The 19,854-nt window shown below is 62.7% G+C and carries 16 protein-coding genes; 10 read left to right on the top strand and 6 right to left on the bottom strand.

The features are described 5' to 3' along the window. Positions 1-44: 44 nt before the first annotated feature. Positions 45-941 (bottom strand): LysR family transcriptional regulator, encoded by an 897-nt coding sequence (locus A9D60_RS08250; protein WP_065267135.1) that lies wholly within the window; start codon positions 939-941, stop codon positions 45-47. A 137-nt stretch (positions 942-1,078) separates the two neighbouring features. On the opposite strand from A9D60_RS08250, the gene A9D60_RS08245 reads away from it, so the two are divergent. The 3 genes from A9D60_RS08245 to A9D60_RS08235 all read left to right on the top strand — a co-directional run bounded on the left by A9D60_RS08245 (position 1,079) and on the right by A9D60_RS08235 (position 4,566). Then, a complete protein-coding gene (locus A9D60_RS08245; protein ID WP_065267134.1) occupies positions 1,079-2,578 on the top strand; it encodes a CoA-acylating methylmalonate-semialdehyde dehydrogenase in 1,500 nt (499 codons plus the stop codon). 202 nt (positions 2,579-2,780) lie between these two features. Further along, a complete protein-coding gene (locus tag A9D60_RS08240; RefSeq protein ID WP_065267133.1) occupies positions 2,781-3,815 on the top strand; it encodes a fatty acid desaturase in 1,035 nt (344 codons plus the stop codon). Positions 3,816-3,963: 148 nt separating this feature from the next. Continuing rightward, positions 3,964-4,566: a L,D-transpeptidase gene (locus tag A9D60_RS08235; protein ID WP_065267132.1), complete on the top strand. Its 603-nt coding sequence runs from the start codon at positions 3,964-3,966 to the stop codon at positions 4,564-4,566. 79 nt (positions 4,567-4,645) lie between these two features. On the opposite strand, the gene A9D60_RS08230 is transcribed toward A9D60_RS08235, so the two are convergent. Further along, positions 4,646-6,394: an O-linked N-acetylglucosamine transferase, SPINDLY family protein gene (locus tag A9D60_RS08230; RefSeq protein ID WP_083194133.1), complete on the bottom strand. Its 1,749-nt coding sequence runs from the start codon at positions 6,392-6,394 to the stop codon at positions 4,646-4,648. Positions 6,395-6,707: 313 nt separating this feature from the next. Here A9D60_RS08230 and A9D60_RS08225 point away from each other — a divergent pair, with 313 nt between their 5' ends. The 5 genes from A9D60_RS08225 (at position 6,708) to A9D60_RS08205 (ending at position 12,041) form a co-directional block, all read left to right on the top strand. Further along, entirely contained in the window at positions 6,708-7,847 is a 1,140-nt protein-coding gene (locus A9D60_RS08225; protein ID WP_065267131.1) for an acyl-CoA dehydrogenase family protein, read from the top strand. 50 nt (positions 7,848-7,897) lie between these two features. Beyond that, positions 7,898-8,944: an enoyl-CoA hydratase/isomerase family protein gene (locus A9D60_RS08220; protein WP_065267130.1), complete on the top strand. Its 1,047-nt coding sequence runs from the start codon at positions 7,898-7,900 to the stop codon at positions 8,942-8,944. Further along, entirely contained in the window at positions 8,941-9,816 is an 876-nt protein-coding gene (mmsB, locus tag A9D60_RS08215; protein ID WP_065267129.1) for a 3-hydroxyisobutyrate dehydrogenase, read from the top strand. Before A9D60_RS08220 ends, mmsB begins: the two co-directional genes overlap by 4 nt. 216 nt (positions 9,817-10,032) lie before the next feature. Beyond that, a complete protein-coding gene (locus A9D60_RS08210; protein WP_065267128.1) occupies positions 10,033-11,604 on the top strand; it encodes a choice-of-anchor L domain-containing protein in 1,572 nt (523 codons plus the stop codon). A gap of 98 nt (positions 11,605-11,702) precedes the next feature. After that, a complete protein-coding gene (locus A9D60_RS08205; protein ID WP_254656650.1) occupies positions 11,703-12,041 on the top strand; it encodes a hypothetical protein in 339 nt (112 codons plus the stop codon). Between the two features lie 16 nt (positions 12,042-12,057). On the opposite strand, the gene A9D60_RS08200 is transcribed toward A9D60_RS08205, so the two are convergent. After that, entirely contained in the window at positions 12,058-12,828 is a 771-nt protein-coding gene (locus A9D60_RS08200; protein ID WP_065267127.1) for a helix-turn-helix domain-containing protein, read from the bottom strand. A 121-nt stretch (positions 12,829-12,949) separates the two neighbouring features. Here A9D60_RS08200 and A9D60_RS08195 point away from each other — a divergent pair, with 121 nt between their 5' ends. Next, on the top strand, positions 12,950-13,384 hold the full coding sequence (locus A9D60_RS08195) for an excinuclease ABC subunit A (RefSeq protein WP_065267126.1): 435 nt from the start codon (positions 12,950-12,952) through the stop codon (positions 13,382-13,384). A gap of 96 nt (positions 13,385-13,480) precedes the next feature. Here A9D60_RS08195 and uvrA read toward each other — a convergent pair whose 3' ends face one another. The 3 genes from uvrA to lpdA form a co-directional block, all read right to left on the bottom strand. Beyond that, the gene (gene uvrA / locus A9D60_RS08190; RefSeq protein ID WP_065267125.1) at positions 13,481-16,339 is read right to left on the bottom strand and encodes an excinuclease ABC subunit UvrA; all 2,859 of its coding nucleotides are present in this window, start codon (positions 16,337-16,339) and stop codon (positions 13,481-13,483) included. Positions 16,340-16,514: 175 nt separating this feature from the next. Next, positions 16,515-17,684 carry an MFS transporter gene (locus A9D60_RS08185; protein WP_065267124.1) on the bottom strand — a complete coding sequence of 390 codons (1,170 nt, stop codon included), beginning with the start codon at positions 17,682-17,684 and terminating at the stop codon, positions 16,515-16,517. A 166-nt stretch (positions 17,685-17,850) separates the two neighbouring features. After that, positions 17,851-19,245: a dihydrolipoyl dehydrogenase gene (gene lpdA, locus A9D60_RS08180; RefSeq protein WP_065267123.1), complete on the bottom strand. Its 1,395-nt coding sequence runs from the start codon at positions 19,243-19,245 to the stop codon at positions 17,851-17,853. A 193-nt stretch (positions 19,246-19,438) separates the two neighbouring features. Here lpdA and A9D60_RS08175 point away from each other — a divergent pair, with 193 nt between their 5' ends. Next, complete coding sequence (locus A9D60_RS08175; RefSeq protein WP_175392924.1) at positions 19,439-19,852, top strand: hypothetical protein; 414 nt, start codon at positions 19,439-19,441, stop codon at positions 19,850-19,852. Positions 19,853-19,854: the final 2 nt, after the last annotated feature.

Below are 19,854 nucleotides of genomic sequence, written 5' to 3'. Positions count from 1 at the left end.
CCGGAAATAACTTCTCAATAAATTAAGTGTGCCGCAACGCAGCTTTAAGTCAAGGCTTCCAGCCGGGCCACCTCGTCGCGGATACCCTTGGACAATGCCTGGGCAAAACGGTTCAGACGCTCGCTGCGCTGGTCGCCCTGATGCCGCACCAGGTGGAAACTGCGCGTCAGGCTCACCTTGTCGGTCAGGATCTTGCGCAGCATCCGGTGGGCCGGCAGGCTGAAATCATGCGCCACGCAGACCGCCGTTCCCTGCGCCGCCATCTTGATCTGCACCGAGACAGAGTTGGATGCCAGCGCCACCCGCTCAACCCCGATGTCGTTAAGGTAGTCCAGTTCCTTGTCAAAGATCATGTCGGGAATATAGCCGATCATCTTGTGGCCCTTCAGGTCCTCCAGCTTTTCGATTGGCGGGTGTTCTTTCAGGTAATGGCGCGAGGCGACAAGGTGCAGCTTATAGTCGCAGATCTTCTGGACCAGCAGCTTGCCCGCGGTGGGGGCGCTGACCGTCACCGCCATGTCGGCCTCACGGCGGCTGAGGTTGATCACCCGCGGCAACGCAACGATCTGGATGTCCAGATCCGGGTTTTCCTCGGCAATCTGGGCGCAAACCTGCGGCAGAATGTAGTTGGCGCTGCCATCCGGCGCGCCGATGCGGATCTGGCCGGACATGGTGTCGCTGGGGCCGCTCAAGGCTTCCGTCCCGGCCCGCATCGCCTGTTCGGCGGCCTCGGCATGGACCAGCAGCCGGTCGCCAGCCGCACTGAGGGCATAGCCTTGCGGCGATTTCACGAACAGCGGGGTTTCCAGGGCCGCCTCGAACCGGGCGATGCGGCGGCCGACGGTGGCGGGGTCCATCTTGAGGATGCGGCCGGCGCCGGACAGACTCGCCTCCCGTGCCACCGCCAAAAACACTTTCATATCATCCCACTGCGGATCCATTGGCCCCGGGTCCTCCGTTCTGCTGCTAACCTGGCGTTAACCTTTTGCGTTCCTGCAAAGCCTCTTTGAAATGTTTCCTCTTTTCCGATGTTTTTTGCAAGCCTACGATATGGGCAAGATGAACAGAGGAGGATCCGATGAAAGAACTCGGCCACTTTATCAACGGCAAACTGGTCTCCGGCACCTCGGGCCGCTTTGACGATGTCTTCAACCCCGCAACCGGCGAAGTGCAGTACCAGTGCCCGATGGCCAGCGTCGCGGAAACCACAGACGCGATCGAAAAGGCCGCCGCGGCACAGCCCGCATGGGGCGCCACCAACCCGCAGAAACGCGCCCGCGTGATGATGGCGATGGTCGGCCTGATGAACCGCGACATGGACAAGCTGGCAGAAGCGCTGAGCCGCGAGCACGGCAAAACCATCCCGGACGCCAAGGGCGACCTGCAGCGCGGGTTGGAAGTGATCGAATACTGCATCGGCGCGCCGCAGATGCTGAAGGGCGAATTCACCGACAGCGCAGGCCCCGGCATCGACATGTACTCCATGCGTCAGCCGCTGGGTGTTGTCGGCTCGATCATGCCGTTCAACTTCCCCGCCATGATGCCGCTGTGGCATGTCGGCCCGGCCCTGGCCTGCGGCAACGCCGTGGTGCTGAAACCGTCGGAGCGCGACCCCTCCGTGCCGCTGATGCTGGCTGAGCTGTTTGTTGAGGCAGGCCTGCCCGAAGGCGTGTTCCAGGTGGTGAACGGCGACCGCGAGGCGGTTGACACCATCCTGGACAGCGAAATCATCCAGGGCGTGTCCTTCGTCGGCTCCACCCCGATTGCGCAGTACATCTATTCCCGTGCCACCGACAACGGCAAGCGCGCCCAGTGCTTCGGCGGCGCCAAGAACCACATGATCGTGATGCCCGATGCCGATCTGGACCAGGCCGCGGACGCGCTGGTCGGCGCAGGCTTCGGCGCGGCCGGCGAACGCTGCATGGCAATCTCGGTTGCGGTTCCGGTTGGCGAGGAAACCGCTGACAAGCTGATCGAAAAGCTGGTGCCGCGCATCGAGAAACTGAAGGTCGGCCCCTACACCGCGGGCGACGATGTGGACCTGGGCCCGGTTGTGACCGCGGCCGCCAAGGAGCGTATCCTGGGCCTGATCCAGTCCGGCGTTGACCAGGGCGCCAAGCTTGTGGTCGACAACCGCGACTTCAAACTGCAGGGCTACGAGGACGGATTCTTTGTCGGCGCCCACCTGTTCGACCATGTCACCACCGACATGGACATCTACAAGCAGGAGATCTTCGGTCCGGTGCTTTCCACTGTGCGTGCAGGTACTTACGAGGAAGCCTTGAAGCTGGCGATGGATCACGAGTACGGCAACGGCACCGCGATCTTCACCCGCGACGGCGACACCGCGCGTGACTTCGCTTCCCGCGTGAACATCGGCATGGTGGGCATCAACGTGCCGATCCCGGTGCCGCTGGCCTACCACACCTTCGGTGGCTGGAAGAAGTCGATGTTCGGCGACCTGAACCAGCACGGCCCGGATAGCTTCAAGTTCTACACGCGCACCAAGACCGTGACCTCCCGCTGGCCCTCGGGCATCAAGGAAGGCGGCGAGTTCAACTTCAAGGCCATGGACTAACCATCTGCGCTTTAACAGAAAAAGGTCCCGGACATTCCGGGGCCTTTTTCATTCCCGGCATTCCGCTGAAAATGCAGCGCCAGATTCCATGGCGCTTTTGCCGGCACGGAGTCGGTTAAAATAAGCTTTTCAGCCAATTTTCTCTTGTTCCGCAGCGTAACTCGTCTATCCGGTCTGCAACAGACAGACAAACGGCAGGCGCATGAGCAAGACAGAAGAACCGGACCAGCCGCAGGCGGCTGCAAGAACCGCCCGCGACTGGGTCAAGATCCTGGCCCAATACCGCGAACCCAATTCCCTGCGCAGCAGCTTTGAGCTGGCAGTTACAGTAGTGCCCTTTCTGGTGCTTTGGGCACTGGCCTGGTGGTCGCTGTCGGTCAGCTACTGGCTGACACTGGCCCTGTCGGTTTGCATCGCTGCCTTCCTGTTGCGCCTGTTCACCATCCAGCATGACTGCGGCCACGGATCCTTTTTCAACAACCGCCATGTCAGCGACTGGGTGGGACGCGTCATCGGCGTGCTGACGCTGACGCCCTATGACGTCTGGCGCCGCACCCACTCGATCCATCACAGCACCCACGGCAACCTCGGAAAACGCGGCATGGGCGACATCCACACGATGACCGTTGCCGAATACCGCGCCGCCAGCCGCTGGGACCGGCTGGTCTACCGCCTCTACCGCCATCCGGTGACGCTGTTCGGCTTTGGCCCCGGCTACCTGTTTTTCCTGCAGAACCGCATCCCCTACGGCCTGACCGGCCAGGCCCGCTACTGGATCAGCGCCATGGGCACCAATGCATCGATCCTGGCCGCGCTGGGGCTGATCTGGTATTTCGGCGGGCTGATGCCGCTGGTGCTGATCTTCCTGCCGGCCACTCTGATTGCCGCCACCGCGGGCCTGTGGCTGTTCTATGTCCAGCACCAGTTCGAGACCACCCAGTGGGAGCAGGAAGAGGACTGGCAGTTGCATGACGCCGCGCTGCACGGCAGCTCGCACTACGTGCTGCCGCCGGTGCTGCAATGGCTGAGCGCCAACATCGGCATCCACCATGTGCACCACCTTTACAGCCGCATCCCGTTCTACCGCCTGCCGGAGGTGCTGCGCGATCACGCCGAACTGGCCGAAGGCAACCGGATGACCATCCGCGAAAGCCTGGCCAACGCCCGTCTGCATCTGTGGGACGAGGACAGCAAACGCCTGCTGTCCTTTGCCCAGGCCCGCAGCCTGCCGGCCTGACCTTCAAACGCCTTCCGGGCGGCAATCTTCCGCCGCCCGGAAAAACACAAGGTTGTGAGAAGCGGATTTTCCGTTATGCCGCACCTAGGAAAACCCGTTGGCATGCTTATCTTGCTGCGGAGTTTTCGAGCAGCACGGTAGAGGCAAAATGACCAAGCTCCGCATCACCCGCCGCGCAACCCTTATGGGCCTTGGCGCCACACTCGCCACCCCGGCCCTCCTGCGCGCTCAGTCCACCGACGCCTTCCCCCAGAACGAAGCGGCGATCCGCGAGGAAGTTCCGGTCCAGAGAAACACTTCCGCCTTCACCCAGCAGAACTGGCAGGACCATTTTGAAACGCTGGGCGTAGGCTGTCTGCTGGCAGACATCAGCTCGCGCGCGCTGCACTACTGGGGGCCGGACAATGAAACCTACCGGCTGTTCCCCTCCTCGGTGCCGATGACCGAGGACCTGACCAAGCGCGGCTACACCGAGGTGGTGCGCAAAAAGGAAAACCCCAGCTGGACCCCGACCGCCTCCATGCGGGAGCGCGATCCGTCGCTGCCAGTGACAATCGAAGGCGGGGTGCCGAACAACCCGCTGGGCACCCGCGCGATGTATCTGGACTGGCCGGCCTATCTGGTGCACGGCACCCATGACACCCGCAAGATCGGGCGCCAAAGTTCCTCCGGCTGCATCGGCCTTTATAACCAGCACGTTGAAGAGCTGTATGAACTGGTGCAGATCGGCACCCAGGTGCGCCTGCTCTGACCTGCGGGCCAGCACCGGCAGGCCCCGAATGTAAAAGGGCGCGGGAATATCCCGCGCCCTTTTTCGTTGGTCAGTTGCGTCAGTTCAGGCTGATGTGGTCCGGCTTCAGTCCTGCATTGAACCGCTCCAGCGTTTTCTCCAGCAGCGCCTCAAAGTTTCGGGTGAATTTCTCCGTATCATAGAGCGGGCCGGTCTCGATCCCCTGACGCACCCTAGCTTTCACATCGGCCAGATAGTCCTTGTCGCGGGCCAACTTCAGGGCCAGGGCCTGATACTGCTGCGGCGTTGTGGTGGTCAGCTCATCCATTCCGACAGAGTGCAGCAGGCTGGCGGCAACACGCGCCGCAAACTGCTTGCCAACCTTTGTGACGACGGGAACCCCTGCCCACAGCGCGTCACTGGCGGTGGTGTGCGCGTTCACCGCAAACGTGTCGAGGAACACGTCCGCCAGCGGCAGGCGGGCAAGGTGCTCCGCTTGCTGGGCGAAGCCGGCAAACACGATCCGGTCCGGGCTGACGCCCCGCCGCTTGGCTTCTGCGCGGATGTTGTCGCGGATGTCGTCATGGGCAGCGTAGAACCACAGCACACTGTCCGGCACCAGTTTCATCAGCTTCATCCAGATGTCGAATTCCTCCGGTGACACCTTGTAGGGGCTGTTGAAAGAGCAGAACACCAGCGCATCTTCCGGCAGGCCCACATCAGCCCGCGTGGGCACATCTTCGGAGGCCTTGCGGCTGTCGTCGTTCGACTGGTAGCAGTCCGGCATATAGAGGACCTTCTCGGTGTAGTGCTTGCGGTATTTCGGCGGCACCACAACCGGGTCGGCAACCATGTAATCAATGGCATCCACACCAGAGGTGCCGGGATAGCCGAGATAGGAAATCTGAACCGGCGCCATACGGTGGTCGAACAGGTTGATCCGGTTGCCCTTGGTGTGCCCCTTCAGATCAATGGCGATGTCCAGCCCGTCCGCCCGCGCCTGTTCAACAATGACTTCGCTCGCGACGCCGCCGACCTGCCGGTAGACATCCGCGGATTGCTCCGCCCGCAGGCGTCCCTGCTGCTGGGTCATCGCGCCGTAGTCGTAGATGTAGATCTCGTACCGGTCCCGGTCATGCAGTTCGAACATCCGGCCGATCAGGTACATTGTCGCGTGATCCAGGAAGTCGCAGGAGAAATACCCGATCCGGATCTTGTCTTTCTTTGCCAGCGGCGCCGTAAAGCTGGCGGTCTCTTCCTTGCAGACCTTGTTGGCATTGGCGGCAAGCACTGAGTACTGTTTCTGCATCTCCGGATCGTCAACCACGCTCAGGAAGGAGAACGGGTCAATCGCTTTCATGACCTTGGAGAAGTTCTTGATCTTCTTGCGGGCCTTGCCGAATTCGGACCAGTCGCATTTACGCCGCTTCAGGTGCATCATGCGGGCAAAGACAACCTCATTCGACGGCGCGAACTTCAGACAGTCCTGGAAGTAATTGATGGCTTCCTCATCCTGCCCGATCCGCATCAGATAGCTGCCGATATAGGCCAGGCATTCCGGGTTCTGCGGCTCCAGCCGCAGCGCCTCGACATGACAGAGAATCGCCTTGTCGCGCTTTTCCATCAGTTCGTAAATCTCACCTAGCGCGGTATGGATCGAGCGGTTCTTGGGATCCAGTTCCAGCGCCTGCTCCATCAGATAGACCGCGTCCTTGAAACTGCGTTCCACTGCCTTGCGGCGCGACAGTTTCATCAGTCGCACCACTTGTTCGCGAACCGGAACGTCGTTTGATTTCAGCAGGCCGTGGCGCATGGCCATTGTGAAATTCGCCCGTTCATTGCTGGCCACGGCCGCCGGGAAATCCGGTGTTTTTCCACCCCCCTTTGCGGATCCTCTGAGGTTGGATGCCAGAAAATGCTGCGCCCCTGAATTTGACACGTCGCCTGCTCCTTTTGGAATGCGTAATGCAGGGTTCACCTGCACATGACCGGTTTGAGAAAGAGTTTCGCCGAAGTTTCTTAATTTTCTCCTGACCCCGGGTGCCAGATGCCGCGGCAATGCTGCACGGCGGCTTTGCAATTGCGCAGCTTGCCTCAGCGTCCCCCGGCCGCTATTAAATTAACAACTGTTCAATTCATCTAACCGGCGGGAGGAGCGGCGCATGGATTTTGCACTGACAGAGGAACAGCAGGCCATTTTCGACATGGCCCGCGCATTCGGCCAGGACAACATCGCGCCGCATTCCCGCGAGTGGGAAAAGGCAGGCACCATCCCGAAATCCCTGTGGCCGCAGCTGGCAGAGCTGGGTTTTGGCGGCCTGTACGTCTCTGAGGAATACGGCGGCTCCGGCCTTTCGCGCCTGGACGCCACGCTGGTCTTCGAAGCGCTGGCAATGGCCGACCCTGCCATCGGCTCCTTCCTGTCGATCCACAACATGTGCGGCGGCATGATCGACAAGTTCGGCTCCGAGGAGACCAAGCAGAAATGGCTGCCGAGCCTCTGCACCATGGAGAAGATCTTCTCCTACTGCCTGACCGAGCCGGGCTCCGGCTCTGACGCCGCTGCTCTCAAAACCCGCGCCGAGCGCAGCAATGAGGGTTACATCCTGAACGGCACCAAGGCATTCATCTCCGGCGGCTCCTACTCCGACGCCTATGTCGTGATGTGCCGCACCGGCGAGGACGGCCCCAAGGGCATCTCCACCGTGGTGGTCGAGGACGGCACCAAGGGCCTCTCGTTCGGCGCCCTGGAAGACAAGATGGGCTGGAAGGCGCAGCCCACCTCGCAGGTGCAGTTCGACGATTGCGCGATTCCTGCGGACAACCTGATCGGCGAGGAAGGCAAGGGCTTCTCATACGCGATGGCGGGCCTTGACGGCGGCCGCCTGAACATCTCGGCCGGCGCACTTGGCGGCGCCCAGGCGGCGCTGGACCAGACCGTGCAGTACATGTCGGAGCGCAAGGCCTTCGGTAAATCCATCAACCAGTTCCAGGCGCTGCAGTTCCGGCTGGCGGAATATGAAACCCGCCTGCAGGCCGCCCGCACCTTCCTGCGCCAGGCCGCGTGGAAGCTGGACACCGGTGCCCATGACGCCACCAAGTTCTGCGCCATGGCCAAGCTGATGGTCACCGACACCGCCTTTGACGTCGCCAACGGCTGCCTGCAGCTGCACGGCGGCTACGGCTACCTGGCCGACTACGGCGTCGAGAAGATCGTCCGCGATCTGCGGGTGCACCAGATCCTGGAAGGCACAAACGAGATCATGCGCCTGATTGTGTCGCGTCAGCTGATTGCAGGCTGAGCCTCCCTGCCCCAGACTGCCCGGCAAGAACATTAGATGGAGCGCACCCGATGAGTGACATCCATATCCGCAAATCCGGCCAGGCCGGCCGCATCACTTTCACCCGCCCCAAGGCGCTGAATGCGATGAGCTATGAGATGTGCATGGCGATCGACGCCGCCATGCGCGACTGGGCAAATGACGACACCGTCAAGCTGGTGGTGATCGACGCCGAGGGCGATAAGGCCTTCTGCGCGGGCGGTGATATTGCCGAGCTGTATGACACCGGCACCAAGGGCGACTATTCATATGGCCGCACCTTCTGGCGGGATGAATACCGGCTGAACGCGCTGATTTTTGAGTACAAGAAGCCGGTGATCAGCTTCATGCAGGGCTTCACCATGGGCGGCGGTGTCGGCATCGGCTGCCACGGCACCCACCGGGTAGTCGGCGAAAGCAGCCAGATCGCCATGCCGGAGGTCGGCATCGGCCTGGTGCCGGACGTGGGCGGCTCGCTGATGCTGGCGCTGGCACCGGACCACCTGGGCGAATACCTCGGAATGACGGCCGCGCGGATGGGCGCCGGCGATGCGATCCTTGCAGGCTTTGCCGACTATTTCATCCCTGAAGGTGAATGGCCCGCGCTGATCGCCGCCCTGGAGGAATCCGGCAGCGCCAAACTGGTGGAGGATGCTGTGCAATCTGCACCAGAGGGTAAACTGCGCACGCTTCGCACGGACACCGCCAAGCATTTTGGTAAGGACAGCCTGGAGGACATCCTTGCCGGGTTGGAGGCGGATGACAGCGAATTTGCCGCTTCTGCGCTGAAATCGCTGAAACGCAACTCGCCCTTGTCGATGGCCTGCACACTGGAGATGCTGCGCCGCCTGCGCAGGGATGGCCCCGCGATCCGCCGGGCGCTGGATCTGGAATACCGCTACACTTTCCGCGCCATGGAACAAAGCGATTTCCTGGAGGGCATCCGGGCCCAGATCATTGACAAGGACCGCAACCCGCAATGGCAATATGCGGGTCAAGCCGTGCCTGCGCAGGCGGTGGAGGACATGCTGGCGCCCCTGGGCGCTGATGCGCTGACATTTGAGGAGGATGTGCAATGAAGATCGGTTTTATCGGACTGGGCAACATGGGCGGGCCGATGGCCGCCAACCTCGCCAAGGCCGGCCATGAGGTCACCGGCTTCGACATGGCCGAAGTCAGCATCGAAGGTGTGGCCATGGCCGCCTCCGGCCCTGAGGCCGCTGCAGGTGCTGATGCCGTCATTACCATGCTTCCCAACGGCGCCATCCTGCGTCTTGTCGCGGCAGAGGTGATCCCGGCTATGGCCAAGGGCGCCGCCTTCATCGACTGCTCCACCGTCGACGTGGACTCCGCCCGTGCAGTGGCCGAACAGGCTGAGGCTGCAGGCCTACTGTCCGTGGACGCCCCGGTCTCCGGCGGCATCGGCGGCGCGGCGGGCGGCACGCTGACTTTCATGGCCGGCGGCTCATCTGAGGCGTTCTCGGCGGCGGAACCGCTGTTCGACATCATGGGCCAGAAGGCCGTGCATTGCGGCGAGGCCGGCGCAGGCCAGGCGGCCAAGATCTGCAACAACATGATCCTCGGCGTCACCATGATCGCGACCTGCGAGGCCTTTGCCCTGGCCGACAAACTGGGCCTTGACCGGCAGAAGATGTTCGATGTGGTCTCCACCTCCTCCGGCTACAGCTGGACCATGAATGCCTATTGCCCCGCACCCGGCGTCGGCCCGCAGTCGCCCGCCGACAACAACTACCAGCCGGGTTTTGCGGCGGAGCTGATGCTCAAGGATCTGGGCCTCAGCCAGCAGGCCGCCGAAAGTGCCGATGCCGACACCCCGATGGGCGAACTGGCCATGGCGCTCTACAAAAAATTCGTCGAGGACGAGGACGGCAAGGGCATGGACTTCTCAGCCATGCTGCCACGGTTCGAAAAGCGCAGCCGGGAGGGCTGATACGCCCAGCCGCGGCTCGCGGCCACCTCCCAAACCGGCACCGCGCAAGGCCGGTCCCTGACGGGGACGGCCTCTATCTTTTCCGGCATTGGGAAAATTCCCCTAAAATTCGAGTAAACTTCAGGATTTCGGCCAAGGCTCGCCACTATTCCGCCGCAATTCAGCAGCATTCCGGAAAGCAACCCGTTAACCAGCACCCGGACTGAGGCGCCCGCCATGGCCACTGCAACCGAACTGAACATCGACTCCTCCGCGACCGCCACCCAGATGGCTGAGGAGATTTTCGGCGACGGCGTGACTGTGACCAGCGCCAGCTACAGCGGTGACAACCTGTCCTCCGGCATCTACACCGGCGCGGACACCACCACCCCAGGCGTTGCCCCTGCGGATTCAGGCGTCATCTTGTCAACCGGTTATGTCCGGGACTTCACCAACAGCGACGGCTCAACCAATACCAACCAGAATACAAACACCTCCACCAACACAAGCGGTGCAAACGGCGATGCAGATTTCGACGCGCTGGCGGGCGCCAGCACCTTTGACGCATCTTTCCTTGAGGTCGATTTTGTCCCGGACGGTGACACGCTGACCATCGACTTCGTGCTCTCCTCCGAAGAATACCCTGAGTTTGCCAGCTCCCAATACAACGACGTCATTGGCGTCTGGGTAAACGGTGTTGAGGCGCAGGTCTCCATCGGTGACGGCACTGCATCGATCGGCAACATCAACGACGGCACCGAGAACGTCTACGTCGACAACACCGGCGACCAGTACAACACCGAGATGGACGGGTTCACCATCACCCTGACGTTCATCGCTCCCGTGAACCCAGGTGAAATCAACTCGCTGAAGATCGGCGTCGCTGATACCTCCGACAGCAGCTATGACACCAACCTGCTGATCGCCGGCGGCTCAGTCCAGACCGCCGTGGTGGCCCAGGATGATGAGGCGGAATTCGCCATCAACAAGACCCGGGTGCTGGACGTTCTGGACAATGACACCACTGCCGCAGGCACGCTGACCGTGACCCATATCAACGGTCAGCCGGTCACCGCCGGGGACACCGTTACCCTGCCGACCGGCCAGCAGATCACCCTGAACGCTGACGGCACCTTCACCGTAGTGACTGACGGCGATCTGGAAACCGTCTACTTCAACTATACTGCGGACAACGGCCAGGGGAACTCGGACACCGGCCTGGTGGAGATTACCCAGACTGTGCCCTGTTTCCTGCGCGGCACCCTGATCCGGACCCCGGATGGCGAGATCCCGGTCGAGGACCTGCGCCCGGGCATGGAAGTTCTGACCTACGACAACGGCCCGCAGGTTCTGCAGTGGACCGGCAGCCGCAGCACGGCGTGCACGGCCGAAACGGCTCCGATCCGTTTTGCCAAGGGCAGCTTCGGCAACACCCGCGACCTCTATGTGTCCCCGCAGCACCGGATGGTCGTGTCCGGCCCGCTGGCAGAGCTTCTGTTCGGCGAGAAGGAAGTCCTGGTCAAGGCCAAGGACTTGGTCAACGACAAGACCGTGCGCCCGGCACTTGAGATGCAGAGGGCAGAATATTTCCACCTCCTGTTTGGCAGCCACCAGATTGTCTGGGCCGATGGCGCCCTCAGCGAAAGCTACCAGCCCGGCCCTGAAACCGCTGCCGGCTTCGATGCCGGAACACAGGCGGAAATCCGCGAATTGTTCCCGGAACTCTGCGCTGAAACCGGCCGTGGCTACGGAAATGCCGCCCGGCTCTCGCTGCGGAGCTTCGAAGCGCGGGTTCTTGCCGCCGCCTGAGCTGCAACCGGCAACCCGCCGCCTCCTGTTTTCAGCCCCTCTTGGCTTTGCCGCCGGACCCTTTATGTGAAGGACAGCGCAAAGAGGACCCGCTGTAAATGTTACGCCGCCTTGTTCCAATATCTGTTCTTGCCGCTGCCAGCGCGCTGGCGATTCCGCTGGCCGCGGGCAATGTCGGCCCGGACAAGGACGCATTGGAATGCCCGCAGGGGCTGGCAATGAAAGCCTCGCACTGCACGCCCGGGCCGGTAACCAAAAAGTTCTACCGCCGCGGCGACCACATCCTGGATGACTACACTTGGATCGGTGAGCCGGGCCAATGGGCGCCGGACCCCTATGCCACCTATGTTCAGGCCGGCGGTTATGTTTATCAGGTGAACCGGGAAACCCAGAAGGTTCTGCGCCTGATCGGTTCTGCAGACAATCTCGCTCAGTAAATGCCGGACTGCCCGGTCACGACCCGGCCATCGCCGCCATCATTTGACGTGTCGCCTCATCGGCAGGAAACAGCATCTCGATCCGCAGCTCCGACATTGCAAGGTCGCCAGTGCCGCCGAACTGGGTAATGGTTGAGAAAAACGCCAGCACCTGCCCGCCCATCCGGTAGCGTGCCGGGATTACTGCCGGCAGTACCCCCTCCTGCGATTCCGCGTGCCCCGCAGCATTTTCCTGCAGCCGCGCCACCGCGCGCTCCAGAACCGGGTCAGCACCGAAATGCGCCAGTTCCGTTCGCAGACGTGCCAGGCTGTGCCGCTCCACCTCCTCCAGGTTGTCCAGCGCCGCCCGCAGCGCCGCATTATCCAGCAGCGCTTCGATCAGGCTGCTGCCCTTGGCTATCCCGGCATTGCCCAGCATGATTTGCATGGGGCGGTTCAGATCCAGCAGGGTCCAGTGGCGGTCGATCATCATCGCCGGAAAGGGCGCATGCGCTTCCAGCATCTGTTCCGCGGCCTGTCTCAGCGGCGCCAGCTCCGCATCCTCCAGATCCCGGCTCGCATAGGCCGGCGCCAGCCCGGCAGCGGTCAGCATCTGGTTCTGTGCGCCGCCCGGCAGCTGCAGTTCCTCGCTCAGCCGCAGCACCATCCCGCGGCTGGGGCGCGACCGCCCGCTCTCCAGGAACGACAGGTGCCGGGCCGAAACCCCTGCCTCCAGCGCCAGCTGCATCTGGCTCATCCGCCGCAGCCCGCGCCATTTCTTCAAAACCGCACCAAAGCCTTCCGCCATCGCCTGCCTCCGTTTTCAGAACCATAACCGGACCTGAACCTGATAACACTTACCTCCAAGGAAATTGTCTTGCTTCCCCGCGCTTTTGCAGTCTGAGCGGGACCTTTCACAGGAGCTTAAAATGACCCACACCGCAGCAATCCGCATGCTCAAGACCGTCTCGATCCTCTCGGCCGCCTTCGGCCTCGCCATGGTGCTGGCGCTGGCCTCCCCGCTGGGCGCGGCGCTTGGCCTGTTCATCGACCTGGCCTTCCTGCCCGTGGATGGCGGCCAGGCCCTCACCCCTGGCGCGGCCTCGCTGATGACCGCGATCAGCGGCGGGCTGATGTGCGGCTTCTGTGTGCTGATCTACCTGGTGACAGAGCATGTCTACAGCAGCAACCCGGCGCTTGGCCGCCGCCTGCTGATCCCGGCGCTGCTGGCCTGGTACATCCCTGACAGCCTCGGCTCCCTTGCCGCCGGCGCCTGGTTCAACGTGGTGATGAACACGCCTTTCCTGGCTCTGTTCCTTGCGCCTCTGATGCTGGCCCGCCCTGCCGCCGCGCAAACCGCATGAGAAAGGGGGCGCAATCGCCCCCTCCCCCTGTTCACCTTTGCAGAAATACTCCGGGGTGAATTGGCCATAGGCCAAGAGGGGCAGCGCCCCTCTTCTTCACTCCGCCGCCACCTTCCGGGCCGCCAGAATGTCCTTCAGATAGCGCCCGGTGTGGCTGCGTGGCTCCTCGGCCACTGCCTCCGGCGTGCCAGCCGCCACGATCTCGCCGCCGCCGTCGCCGCCTTCGGGGCCGATGTCGATGATCCAGTCGGCAGTCTTGACCACATCCAGATTGTGCTCGATCACCACCACCGAATTGCCCTGCTCCACCAGCTCATGCAGCACTTCCAGCAGCTTTTTCACATCCTCGAAATGCAGCCCGGTGGTCGGTTCGTCCAGGATATACAGCGTCCGCCCGGTGGAGCGTTTGGACAGCTCCTTGGACAGTTTCACTCGCTGCGCCTCGCCGCCTGACAGCGTCGTCGCCTGCTGGCCCACCTTGATATAGCCAAGGCCCACCCGCATCAGCGCGTCCATCTTGTCGCGGATCGCCGGCACCGCCTGGAAAAACTCCTGCGCGTCCTCCACCGTCATATCTAGCACATCGGCAATGCTCTTGCCCTTGAACTTGATCTCCAGCGTCTCGCGATTGTAGCGCGCGCCCTTGCAGGTTTCGCAGGTGACATAGACGTCGGGCAGGAAATGCATCTCGATCTTGATCACACCATCGCCCTGGCATGCCTCGCAACGCCCGCCCTTGACGTTGAAGGAGAACCGCCCGGGCTTGTAGCCGCGCGCCTTGGCCTCCGGCAGACCGGCAAACCAATCGCGGATCGGGGTGAAGGCGCCGGTATAGGTCGCCGGGTTCGACCGCGGAGTCCGTCCGATCGGGCGCTGGTCGATGTCGATCACCTTGTCCAGATGCTCCAGCCCCTTGATGCTCTCGCAGGGCGCAGGCGTCTGGCGCGCGCCATTGAGCCGCATCGAGGCGGTCTTGAACAGCGTCTCGATGGTCAGCGTCGACTTGCCGCCGCCGGACACGCCGGTCACGCATACGAACTTGCCCAGCGGGAACTCCGCCGTCACCTCTTTCAGGTTGTTGCCGGTGGCCTTGACCACCTTGATCTTCTTCTTGTTGCCCTTGCGCCGCTTCGCGGGCACCGCGATTTCCCGCGTGCCCGCCAGATACTGGCCGGTGATCGAATTGGTGTCAGAGGCAATCATCTGCGGCGTGCCGTGGCTCACCACCTCGCCGCCATGCACCCCGGCGCCGGGGCCGATGTCAAAGACGTAATCCGCCTGCCGGATCATGTCCTCGTCATGCTCAACCACGATCACGGTGTTGCCCTGGTCGCGCAGGTTCTTAAGGGTGCCGATCAGCCGGTCATTGTCGCGCTGGTGCAGCCCGATCGACGGCTCGTCCAGCACATACAAAACCCCGGTCAGGCCGGAGCCGATCTGCGACGCCAGACGGATCCTCTGGCTCTCGCCGCCCGAAAGAGTTCCGGAATTGCGGCTCAGCGACAGGTATTCAAGACCAACATTGTTCAGGAAGCCCAGCCGCTCGCGGATTTCCTTGACGATGGCGCGGGCGATTTCTTGCTTCTGCTGGCTCAGGTGGTTCGGCACATCCTCGATCCAGGCCAGCGCCTCGCGGATCGATTTCTGCACCMCCTGCCCCGCATGAATGCCGGCAATCTTCACCGCCAGCGCCTCTTCGCGCAGCCGGTAGCCGCCGCAATGGTGGCAGGGCCGGTTGTTCTGGTAGCGCTCGAATTCCTCGCGGATCCAGTTGGAATCGGTCTCGCGGTAGCGCCGCTCCATGTTTGGTATGACACCCTCAAAGGTGCGCTCTACCTGATAGACCCGCCCGCCCTCATCATAGCGGAACATGATTTCTTCGTCGCCGGACCCGTACAGAAACACCTGCTGCACATGCTCGGGCAGGTCCTTCCAGACAGTGTTTTTATCGAAATCGTAATGCCGCGCGATGGCTTCAATGGTCTGCAGGAAATAGGGCGACTTGCCCTTGCGCCAGGGCGCTAGCGCACCGTCATAAACCTTCAGGGACTGATCCGGCACCACCAGCCGCTCGTCAAAGAAAAGCTCCACCCCCAGCCCGTCGCACTCCGGGCAGGCCCCGAAGGGCGCGTTGAAGGAGAACAGCCGCGGCTCGATCTCCGGGATGGTGAAGCCGCTGACCGGGCAGGCGAAATTTTCGCTGAAGGTGATCCGCTCAGGATCACCTTCCTTTGGCGCGGTTTCCAGAATGGCAATGCCGTCAGCGAGGTCCAGCGCGGTGCGCAAGCTGTCAGCCAGCCGCGTCTCCATCCCCTCGCGCACCACCAGACGGTCGACCACCACGTCAATGTCATGGCGGAACTTCTTGTCCAGCACCGGCGGTTCGTCGAGTTCGTAAAACTCTCCGTCCACCTTCACCCGCTGGAAGCCCTGCTTGCGCAGCTCCAGGAATTCCTTCTTGTACTCGCCCTTGCGGTCGCGGACGATCGGCGCCAGGAGGTAGCCGCGGGTGCCCTCCTCCATCTCCATGATCCGGTCGACCATGTCCTGCACCTGCTGCGCCTCGATCGGCTTGCCCGTGGCCGGGCTGTAGGGCGTGCCCGCGCGGGCAAACAAAAGGCGCAGATAGTCATAGATCTCCGTCACCGTGCCGACGGTGGAGCGCGGGTTCTTCGACGTTGTCTTCTGCTCGATGGAGATCGCCGGGGACAGACCGCTGATGTGGTCCACATCCGGCTTTTCCATCATGTCGAGGAACTGGCGCGCATAAGCAGACAGACTTTCCACATACCGGCGCTGGCCCTCGGCATAGATGGTATCGAACGCGAGGCTGGACTTGCCGGAGCCCGAAAGACCGGTGATCACCACCAGCTCATCGCGCGGGATATCCACGTCGATGCTTTTCAGATTGTGCTCGCGCGCGCCGCGCACTTCGATGGATTTCAGCTCAGCCATAATGCCCCCGTACCCGCGCCGCCGAACCCCTGGCGGACGCCCGCCCTACAGATAGGGAATGCGGTGGAAAACGCCAAGCCCTAAAAGAGAACATAGAGCGAACAGGTTGAAACTTGCTGACAGCAGCTGGCAGCAGGCCGAAACCACATGTTTTCCGGCCCGGAATCCGGCACGTCTAAGCCCAGGCGCGCCGCCGCGCGGCCAGCAGCTGATGCACCAGGATGCCCATCAGGAACAGCGCGCAGACCACCAGCATCATGCCGCCGTATCCCGCCATCCCCAGCGAGGCCAGCAGCAGCGGCGTGCCGATCACATTGCCGGCATTGCCCGCCTGCGACATGGCGCCGTTCGACTCGGCCTGATCCGCTGCCGTTGTGTTAAGCTGCGGAACACAGGCAAAGCTGCCGCTCTGCACCAGGCCAAAGGCCGCGGCCAGTGCGAAGCACGCCAGCCAGTCCCCCGGCATGGCCCACAGCCACAGCCCGCCCGCCGCACAGAGGCCAAAACCCAGCTGAATCAGCTGCACCGCCGGTATCGCCCGCAGCAGCGCCACGCCGATCACCATCGACGAGGCGATGGAGATCAGAGGAAACGCCCCCATCACAAAGGCCCGCTGCCCCTCCGGCAGATGCGGCGGCAGCACCGTCAGCAGCGCCACGAAACAGGTGGTGTAGAACAGCCAGCCCGCGGCCGGCGCCAGCTTGAACGGCGAGCGGTAGATCTTCAGATGCAGCGCTGGCAGCATCGCCAGCTGCGGCATCGGCTGGCGCGGCGGCACCGGCAAATCGCGCATGGCCCAATGCAGCAGCACCGCCAGCACCGCCATCAGCACCGCATGGGCGGCAAACAGCGCCAGCAGCCCATGGGACGCCACCAGCGGCAGCCCCAGCCAGTTAAGCAGTGCAAAGGCAACGCCAAAGAACGTGCTCCACACCGTCAGCGCCGTACCCCGCTGGCGGTCATCAGCCAGCAGCGCCATTAGCGTCGGACCGGCCACCACGATGCCCAGATGCGACAACCCTTCGACCACGCGGGTCAACAGAAACAGACCATAGGGCAGATGCAGCACCTGCAGCGCCGACATTGCAGCACCGGTCCACAGCGCCCAAACGAGCGTTCGCCGGTAGCCGAAGGCAGAGACAAACAGCCCGGCCACCGCGCCCATCAGAATGCCCAGCACACCGGTCATGGACACGCTCAGACTCAAACCCGCGCCAGCCTCCGGATACAGCTCGCCAAGCTGGTCAAAGACCACCGAAACCTTGCCGTATTGCGCCGCCGCGCCCAGCCCAGCGGCCCAGACCGCAAGAATAGCGCCCCAGCGGGTTTTCCCGGTTGTTCTCATGTCCGGTGCCTTTTGTTCTTGATTTGCCTCTGGTTACCCCGGTCCGCTCCGGGAGGCCAGAGCGCACAGACAAACCGACGCAGCGCGACACCCCCCAGCGCGGCTCCACGAAGAAAAGGCGGCCTGTTACAGACCGCCTTTCAGAACGTCCACTGCCTTCGGCAGCTTACATATGGATTACCCGGCCGTAGGCATCCAGCACGCTCTCATGCATCATCTCGCTCAACGTCGGGTGCGGGAAGACGGTGTTCATCAGGTCTTCCTCGGTGGTCTCCAGTTGGCGGCCCACCACATAGCCCTGGATCATCTCGGTCACCTCGGCGCCGACCATGTGGGCGCCCAGCAGCTCGCCGGTCTTGGCGTCAAAGATGGTTTTCACCATGCCCTCGGCCTCCCCCAGCGCAATCGCCTTGCCATTGCCGATAAAGGGGAAGCGGCCGACTTTGATGTCGTACCCCAGTTCCTTGGCCTTGGCCTCGGTATAGCCTACGGAGGCGACCTGCGGCTGGCAGTAGGTGCAGCCTGCAATGCTTTCAGGCTTCACCGGATGCGCGTGCTTGCCTGCGATCAGTTCCGCCACCATGACGCCTTCGTGGGACGCCTTATGCGCCAGCCAGGGCGCGCCGGCGATGTCGCCGATAGCATAGAGCCCATCCACGCCGGTGCGGCAGAATTCGTCCGTAATCACATGAGTGCGGTCGACCTTTACGCCCAGCTCTTCCAGCCCCAGCCCCTCGACATTGCCGACGATGCCCACGGCGGAAATCACGGTGTCGAATTCCTGTTTCTCGACCTTGCCGCCAACTTCGATATGGGCCGTCACCTTGCCCTTGCCGCGGTCCAGTTGCTTGACCATGGCTTTCTCCATGATCTTCATGCCCTGTTTGACAAAGGCTTTCTTGGCAAAGGCAGAGATTTCCGCGTCTTCCACCGGCAGAACCCGGTCCATGACTTCGACAACAGTCGTGTCGGCGCCAAGGGTGTTGTAGAAGCTGGCAAATTCGATGCCGATGGCGCCGGAGCCGATGACCAGCAGCTTCTTTGGCATCCGCACCGGCTGCAGGGCGTGCTTGTAGGTCCAGACCAGATCGCCGTCCGCCTCAAGCCCCGGCAGCTCGCGGGCGCGGGCGCCGGTGGCCAGCACGATGTTCTTGGCAGTCAGATCCTGGGTGCCTTTGTCGGTCTTGACCGACACCTTGCCCTTGGCCGGAATGGAGGCCTCGCCCATCACCACGTCGATCTTGTTCTTCTTCATCAGGTGGCCGATGCCGGAGGACAGCTGTTTCGCCACCCCGCGCGAGCGTTTCACCACCGCGTCCAGGTCATAGCCGACGTTTTCCGCCTTCAGGCCGAAGTCCTTGGCGCGCTCCATCAGGTGGAACACTTCGGATGAGCGCAGCAATGCCTTGGTCGGAATGCAGCCCCAGTTCAGGCAGATGCCGCCCAGATGCTCACGCTCGACCACGCAGGTCTTCAGGCCCAGCTGTGCGGCACGGATGGCGGCGACATAGCCCCCCGGCCCGGCGCCGATTACGATCACGTCATAAGATTGTGCGGCCATGTTGCTCCCTCGCCCTCGAACAGGTTCCAAAACTAGTTTACCGTTAAACTAGTTTTCGCTACACTGCAATCACCCACTGCTGCGGCATAGCGGCCATGCATTTTCCGGCAGGTTTCCGCTTGGCAGAACGGGCAGCTCCGGGCCAGCATAGGCCGGAAGCTTTCTGCAATCCACAACCCTGGACCGCATGCATATGACAAAAACCCTTTTCGAACTCGCCAAGGCGCTCTTGAACGCCACCCTGATCCTGCTGGCCCTGTGCCTGTTCCTGGGATGGAAACTGATGGCCGCAGCGGAAGGCGTTACCGCCAATGCGGCCGCAATTGCAGACCAGGTGTCCCCGCTGCGCACGGCCGTCTCAGGACTGCAAGAGGAGGCCGCCGCTCTGCACAGCACGGTGCAGGACGGCACCGCCGCTGCCGCAAGCCTCACCCGGCTGGAGGCGCGCCTCGCACAAGTGCAGGCCAGCCTCGCAGATATGCGCGCCCTGCCCCGGCAGGCCGCGGCGGAGGCAGCCCGCACAGGCGCTGCTGAACTGGCCGGCCGTATCATCCGGGCCGCGCCTCTGCTGCAGGACGGCAGCGCCTGCGGTTCAGGCCAAAGCTGACC

Source organism: Leisingera sp. JC1 (genome assembly GCF_001679925.1).
Lineage (GTDB): Bacteria > Pseudomonadota > Alphaproteobacteria > Rhodobacterales > Rhodobacteraceae > Leisingera.
The sequence above is the reverse complement of the archived record's forward strand: the minus strand, read 5'-3'. Positions and strand labels throughout refer to the sequence as shown.